Here is a 7146-nt window from a genome sequence, read left to right on the forward strand (position 1 = left end):
TGTCGTTTTCTCCTTATAGATAGCCCTGCTCCGCCAGCGATACGCATCCCTCGTGACCTACCACGATATGGTCCAGTGTTCGCACCCCAACCAGGTTCAAGACCTCCTGTAGTTTGTGGGTCAGGGTGAGGTCTGCTTGGCTAGGTTCTGGATCACCGGAAGGGTGGTTGTGTACTAATACAGTTGCTGCAGCGTTGTGCTCTAGGGCGGTCTTGACGACCTCGCGGGGATAGACGTTGGCACTGTCCAGGGTGCCCCTGAGCAGTTCGTGAAAGACGATCACTCGGTGCCGGTTGTCGAGTAGAAGCAAGGCGAATACCTCATGCTCGTAATCGCCCAGCAGCACTTGCAGGTGGCTGAACACTTCCTTCGGCGAAGTTAATGCCCGTCCTCGGCGCAGACGTAGGTTTGCCAATTGCCGGGCCATTAGCAGAATGTCGGTTTCACTGACTGGTGACTCGATTTGGTAGGTACCAGTAGATTCACTGGCCTTCAGCTTGTGTAGGCGCATTTGGGGTACCTTGATGGTTATCTGTCGATGGGGTGTGGCACTGGGCTTGCGTGTCCAGCTTCTCGAATAGGCTGGCTTTCGTAGAGCGCGGGGAAATACTTGTGGTTGAACATGGGATTTCTTCGGTGGGGTAAAACTGTTCAATCACTGCACCGGCGTCTTCTTCGCTGTCCTCAAAGGCACCATTGCCAAAGCCACGTTGCGCGGCTTCATCCAGCGCTACCTGATCAAAGCCAACCGCCTGTCGTTGCGCATCCAGCTCATTCGCAGACTGCAGTGCCTCGGCCATGTCCACACCGCTGCGCACCGTGAGATCGACGTAGAAAATTGGTGTGCCATGGCTTTGCCGCGTTGACTTACCACGCAGGCGCAACTCCAGCGGCAGGCAAGCCAATCGATTACCGGAAATAGCTTTGAAGTACTGCAGGCGAGCCGCTAGGGTGCGGATGCTGTTGAAGCCGGTGGTACGAAACACGAAGCTGCCTAGCGGATCATCATCCCCAATCAGCACATTCAGTCGACCATAGGGCTTACAAGAACCACCTTTAGCCAGTGGGCAGGCATCGGGTGAAGGACATGGCAACGACTGCATACCGTCCTGCGTAACCCGCTTACAATTCTCACCATTGCCGATGCACAACGGTCGTCCTGATTGCCGATCAAACAGCGTGTAGTCCGCTCGAAAATTCAGCTCTGGCTCATTGAACAGCAAGCGCACAGGAATACTGCGCAACTTGTCGTTCTGGCCTTTGCGCAACTCATCGTTGAGTGGGTGTAGCAGCCAACCGTCTTTGCTGTGTACCTGAGAGGTGATGGTAAATTGATCATCCTTTTCCGGCAGACGTTTGCCGTTCTTTTCGATGACCTTGCCGATGGAGATGCGTCCGAGTACGGGCGGTGTTAGGGCTAAGCCTTTCAACATGATGGTTCTCCTACAAACGAAAAAGGCCAGTCACGCAGGGCTAACTGCATGGACTGGCCAAGGGGAAATGGTTGAGTAAGGTGAAGATCAGCCGACTAGGAAGCGCCGACTGCCTTGCTTGAGCTTGGTGTAGCGAGCCTGCAGGTAAGGCTTATCCTTCAGCATGTTTTCGACATCCAGCACGGTGCTGTCTTTGGACTTTTTCCAACTGATGAAGCCGTGACTAAACTCCGCGCGGCTAGCATCGCCCATGGCTTGCTGCAGCATTTGCTTGAGCTGGGCTTCACGCGTTTCCTTTTCAGCTATCAACTGACGTACCGCCTTCAGTTCGATATAGGCAGCAGTCAGCCCGGCATGATTGCTGAGATCTAAAGTCTGGCCATTGTCCTCCGGGTACAGGCAACGCAATGCCAGTTCAGCCGAGGCTGATCCATCAGCAGGTGGTGGTGTATCGGTTTCCACGTACTGCCAGAACCTGCGCTCCAGTTCGATCAGACGAGCAATCATCTGCTCGTCCCGTTCAATGCGGTGGATCTCCAGCGTTTGCCCGCCGAGCAATACCGCTATATCCGCAGCCTGCTTACCAGTGACGGCGAGCTGATGCATGACCTGTAATTGCACATACTCAGGAACACCGTCCTTCCAGAGACGTGCGCCGTTTATGCCGGCGGTCTTGCATTCGAGAATCTGCACATCGTCGGTACCGATCACCTCGCGATCGATGTTGGCCAGCATCCAAGGCAGCTCAGGATCAGGGTGTTGCAGCACAGCGTTTATGCGCCGCACCTTGTTGTTGGTGCGCTTGCTGTAGTGCCACGCCACGATGGGCTCCAGCACGTTCCCCCAGTACATCGGGCTTTCTTCATCATGCGGATCGGCTTTCGGCAATGTGGTGTCGCGTCCCGTTTTCTCCAGCCACAGTTCTAGCTGTGATTTATATGGATTGAGGCCAACGGCCGCACCTGCATCCGAACTGCCGATGCCCTGCTTACGCACGGCCAGCCAATCTTCACGCGGTAACTCCTTGGTACTGATTAGGCGCAGCGCTGGGCGTGGCTTGTCGGTGCTGCGGTTCAATGAAGTGGCTTTCATGATGTTTACCTTGCAGAAATAGAAACGCCCGATGAGCAACCAGGCTGATCGGGCGTTATGGGTAAGTAAGCGGTCAGGCGACCAGTTGTAGAGCGGTGTGTAAGGCGCGTTGCTTGATCTGTGCACCTTGGCCGAACCAGGCCGAGTCCATGCGGTACTCGTTGCTACGCGCCCGGCGTTCGTGGTCGACATACTCGGTCACGGAGTTGAGCAGGCCCCAGGCGGTGCCGCGTGCCGAGTCGAGCTGACTGCCCCGACCACGACCTTCGAACAGCTCCTGAACCTTGCGCAGAGCGCGTTCGTTGGGCAGTACCTCCGGCAGTGCGCCGGTTGGACTGGTCTCACACAGCACGGTCATGAAGAACCCCAGCGCCTCATGCCACTGCACCTTGCGCTCAGACAAGGCCCGCATGCGGTACATAAACTCATCCCACTGTGAGACGGCGATGCCGAGCTGCTTCTTCACTGCTTTCGGATCGAAGCGGGTGTTGTGCGGCACCTTGATCGCGCGGCTGGTGCCGTCCAGGGCGATGGTCAGGGTGTTGTTGCACACCACTCGCACGGTGGTAGGTGTTGCTGTGGTGGCCAGGGTGCCGTCGCAGGATGTAGCCAGTAGCAAGTAGCCGTTGACCTGATCGTTACCCTTGAGCGCTGCACCTTGCCCGGTACGCGCCAGCGCCCAGAACTTTCGACCACCCTTGAGCACACCGGCGGTTTCCAGCTCATAGCCGGAGACCTCAGTGAGGTCACGATAAAACTCCAAAACTTCCCGAGGCTGCACGGTGTGGTAGCGCTGGGAAACCACTGACAGCGGTGCCTTGGTGTCCGAACGGAAGAGTACCTTCTGCTCGGGGAAGGAATGGATCGCGCCCAGGTGGCCGACGGTCTCTGATTTGAAGAGTACGGGGCTTTCCTGGATCGCCCAGTCCATGCCGGCTTCGCGTTGCCAGACTTCGATGGGCTGTTTCTGAGTGAGTTGATTACCTAGGCCATGCCACGGTACAGCGCCAGCGTAGGCCATAGTTTCGACGAGATGAGCCATGGTTGAGATTCCTTTGGGTGCAGGCCGGCATTAAGCGCCGCGCCCAGCGCAGCACCGTCCGGACGATATGGATAAAAAAGGTGTGGTCTTGCCAGATCAAGCCGGCAGGTTAAAACGGTGACCGCAGAGCAAGCAGAGGTTGTGGGCCAGGACGTGGCGATCGAGCGACTCACCCAGTTGGGCGCCGAGAGCGCAACCGCCGACACCGCCGGCCAACCCGCCGAGGATGGCACCCGATATCGAACCGAGCGTGATACCAACAGGGCCGGCGATGGCGCCAATAATCGCGCCAGCTTGGCCTCCAGCCAGCACAGCACTAACGCCGCGCGCAGCACCACCCACGGTGCCGATGGCCGCGCCGACTTTCATGGCGTGATGGAAAGAAGCGACTTTGGGGGAATGACAGCGAGGACACTGCAATGACATGGGGCGAACCTCCTTGGTGGTGTAGTCAAGGTGGTTATGTAGGACTGAGATTTTTTTGAATTGGATGCGCTGTCGCAAACCGCTCGCTCTCAACGTAAATATTTTGTGATCGTTTGATGTTGCAATGATGCAATTGTAGTAGCGTTGTGCCTCTAAAAATCTCATGAAGCCCGCGCAATCGGCTTCTTATAGACCTACTTCACTCAAACTGAGTGTTTTGCTGCTGCTTGTGCGTTTAAGGTGATTATGCAAGGAAGTAATAAAAAAACTGAGGCAGGCAGAATGAAGCTGGATTATGAGCGACCATTGATGGCTTATGCGTATCTCGCCCAGTCGGGTGCGCAGAACGATATTCTAGGTGGTTTGATTCCGATCATTTCGCCTATCGCTAGGGAGCATGCTGGTCAAAACGTAGATGTCGACCATCTGAGAGCGGAGCTCGGAAGGTTGTACGGGATTGATGTTCACCCTTGGGCGATGGACGAGTTGTTACCGCGTCTTGTCAAAGCCAAGTTGATCATAGAAAAGCCAGTCGGACGGGGCAGGTGCCTTCACTCCTATGCGGAACGCGAGGAGGGAGCAAACGATTGTACTTCGGAGGCGGACATCCAAGCGATCTTGGATGATGTTGCGGTTTTTGCCGAACACATCATGTCCAAGAGCGGCATCACATTGCCTCATGAGTTCATTCAAAAGCATTTCATGAACCAGCTGGTGACCTCCGATTTCCAGGTCAGGTTGATCCGGCCGGAAGCAAAGCGGACTGCCGAGGGGAACATCCTGAAGTTGCCATCAGCAGATACTGGTAAGCCATTTGAGCCAGAAGTATCAGCTGAAGCCAAAAATCTCAGCCAAGTGAAGATCATTTGTGCTGCGTACATTCTTCACGCGTTCCATAACAACCCGGATACTTATCAGAAGCTGCTGAATATTGCATCTGGCGCGATTATCGCAGAGTACGTTCTCAATCTCAGGGAGCCGGGGGAAAATGTCTCCCTCAACGGTCTCAAGCTATATCTCGATGGCCCTTTGGCGATGTCCTATCTAGATTTGAGCGAGGTAGCTGCTGGTAAGCACATCAGTCTTCTACTGGATAAGCTCAAGGAGAAGGGTGCCCAGCTCTGTATTTTTAGAGACCACGTGGACGAGATTAATGACAACCTTCGAGCGGCTCTTGCTGTCCATAACAGCGACAGCAATGGGCCTCCGCGGGCCACTCACCGAAGATTGCAAACGTCGAGTTCGTTTAGGTCGTACGTGCAGATGGTGCTCGCCGATATCGACGGGGCACTAGTGCGAAAATCGGTGAGCGTAGTACGTTACCCTGATCACTCGGTAAACTACTTCAACGACGACCTCGTTTCGACTTTGACCAGCGACCTCGGCAACTACGGCGCTCACGCGCGATTTCGAGATGCTCGAGCGATTGGCGGTATCCTTCGCCTGCGTGGTGGTCGGGTCACGTCGCAAAGTTACTTCCATGATTGCCGGCACATCTTCGTTACCGAGAACAAGAAGGTGGCTTCGGTATCCTTCGATTTTTCAATCCGGCACAACGATTACCGGCAGAGCTATGTTCCACCGGTCATTACGGATAGATACCTTGCGGGTTTGATGTTGGTCATCTATGGGGGCAACTCTGCCTCGGATGTCAGTCATGAACGCCTGCTCGCGAACTGCGCTTCAGCCCTAGAGCCGAACCATGAGCTGCTTTCTAGGGTGACGGGGTTTCTCAGTGACGTCGGTGCTGACAGGGCTGATGCATTCATCGAGATGATGACTAGCTCTCGTTCTTCGCAACATCGTGCTGTCTACCTGCTTGACGAGAGGACCGTAATTCGAGATCTCGCCGATGCAGAAAGGGCTTTTGTTGCATTTGAGGCGGAGATTGCAGACAGCATTCGAGCTACCTACGAAGCCAAGCAACTTGAAGACAAGCAGTCTTTCGACTCTCAGCTGGCTAAGGTCCATGAGGATAAGGAAAAGCTTGTACAAAATGCAGGTCAGGCAGGTCGCCAGTACGAGGAGCATATTGGAGATTTGGAGGCCAAGTTAGGCCAGACCCGCTCCGAATATGAGGAGGTTACACGTCGTTTGGACAGACAAACCCAGGAGCGTCTGGAGCGTGAAAAAAATGACCTTGAGGACCTTTTGGCACAAGCGAAGCTGGCGGTCGAGAGAAGGAGGAGGCGAATCGTGTGGGCGATCGGGGCAGTCGGCCTGCTTATGGCGGGGATTGTGAATTACATTTCCTTCAGTCTTGAAGGGATGACTCAGAAGGTTGTTTGCGCCATTGCGCTAGTTGCGGTACCAGCAATTTTTTCGACCATTACTTCAAATGGGCTGAAAAAAAGTGATAAAAAAAATGTGAAAGACACCTTCCGGCGTTTGCTGACACAGCGCAAGAATCTAGAAAAGGCTTCTTACGATTACGAGCTCAACTACCTCACTTGTGAGGCTGTATGGGTCGGAGAGGCAAGCACTGGCGGGGCCGAGAGACTGCTTGAGTCTGCATCATAAATAAAGGAAGGAGCGGGATCAGCTGCTTCAAATCCCGCTTCGACTAGATGACCGCCATCAGTTAGTCGAAGCGGGTGAGGACGTCAAGCTAACCTTCCAGCGAGTCAACCCCATTGATTGTGATCAAGAGTTGCCGGTCCCCGACGGTTCTAACGCTGCCCATTGGTCAACAGGGACTTTAATCAGCGTATCGAAACGACCTTTTTATCTCGATTTTCTCTGATGGCTGACACAGACAGGTTGCCGGTAGCTGCTTTCTGAATGTGCTCGCTCCACCAAGCCATCATCGGACGTCTGCGCTCGATGTACTCCGCACGGTTGTAAGCGCTGCGAACCTCGTCTTTATCGACGTGGGCAAGTGCCACCTCGATCAATTCAGGATCCCAGCCGTGTTCGTTGAGGATGGTGCTGGCCATTGAGCGCATGCCATGGCTTACCAACCGACCTTCGAAGCCCATGCGTTTTAGCGCCATGTTGGCGGTCTGACTGTTGCAATGGGTTCGAGGGTCCCGGTCTGCAGGAAATACATACTCCCGGTTGGGGATTCCATGCGCACTTGGACACCCATTCCACGAACACTTGGACAGCGATTCCACGCTGACTTGGACACTCATTCCACGGCCACTTGGACAC

7 protein-coding genes are annotated in these 7146 nt (G+C 54.7%); 1 reads left to right on the forward strand and 6 read right to left on the reverse strand.

All coding sequences use genetic code 11. The features are described 5' to 3' along the window. Positions 1–13: 13 nt before the first annotated feature. The 5 genes from radC to ACIO0C_RS25725 all read right to left on the reverse strand — a co-directional run bounded on the left by radC (position 14) and on the right by ACIO0C_RS25725 (position 3993). Positions 14–511 (reverse strand): DNA repair protein RadC, encoded by a 498-nt coding sequence (gene radC / locus ACIO0C_RS25705; RefSeq protein WP_401316312.1) that lies wholly within the window; start codon positions 509–511, stop codon positions 14–16. After that, positions 483–1433, reverse strand: a complete 951-nt coding sequence (locus ACIO0C_RS25710) for a hydrolase or metal-binding protein (RefSeq protein ID WP_401316315.1) — start codon at positions 1431–1433, stop codon at positions 483–485. The genes radC and ACIO0C_RS25710 overlap by 29 nt, the downstream gene beginning before the upstream one ends. 87 nt (positions 1434–1520) lie before the next feature. Then, positions 1521–2525 (reverse strand): YqaJ viral recombinase family protein, encoded by a 1005-nt coding sequence (locus tag ACIO0C_RS25715; protein ID WP_401316318.1) that lies wholly within the window; start codon positions 2523–2525, stop codon positions 1521–1523. Positions 2526–2598: 73 nt separating this feature from the next. Beyond that, positions 2599–3567, reverse strand: a complete 969-nt coding sequence (locus ACIO0C_RS25720) for a DUF932 domain-containing protein (RefSeq protein ID WP_401316321.1) — start codon at positions 3565–3567, stop codon at positions 2599–2601. Between the two features lie 96 nt (positions 3568–3663). Further along, on the reverse strand, positions 3664–3993 hold the full coding sequence (locus ACIO0C_RS25725; RefSeq protein ID WP_401316324.1) for a hypothetical protein: 330 nt from the start codon (positions 3991–3993) through the stop codon (positions 3664–3666). A gap of 282 nt (positions 3994–4275) precedes the next feature. Here ACIO0C_RS25725 and ACIO0C_RS25730 point away from each other — a divergent pair, with 282 nt between their 5' ends. Beyond that, positions 4276–6513, forward strand: coding sequence for a hypothetical protein (locus ACIO0C_RS25730; protein ID WP_401316327.1), 2238 nt, complete (start codon positions 4276–4278; stop codon positions 6511–6513). A gap of 182 nt (positions 6514–6695) precedes the next feature. On the opposite strand, the gene ACIO0C_RS25735 is transcribed toward ACIO0C_RS25730, so the two are convergent. Next, on the reverse strand, positions 6696–7146 hold a 451-nt coding region (locus ACIO0C_RS25735; protein WP_401316330.1), incomplete at its 5' end, for a tyrosine-type recombinase/integrase.

The sequence above is a fragment of the Pseudomonas sp. NPDC087336 genome (assembly GCF_044744285.1).
Lineage (GTDB): Bacteria > Pseudomonadota > Gammaproteobacteria > Pseudomonadales > Pseudomonadaceae > Aquipseudomonas.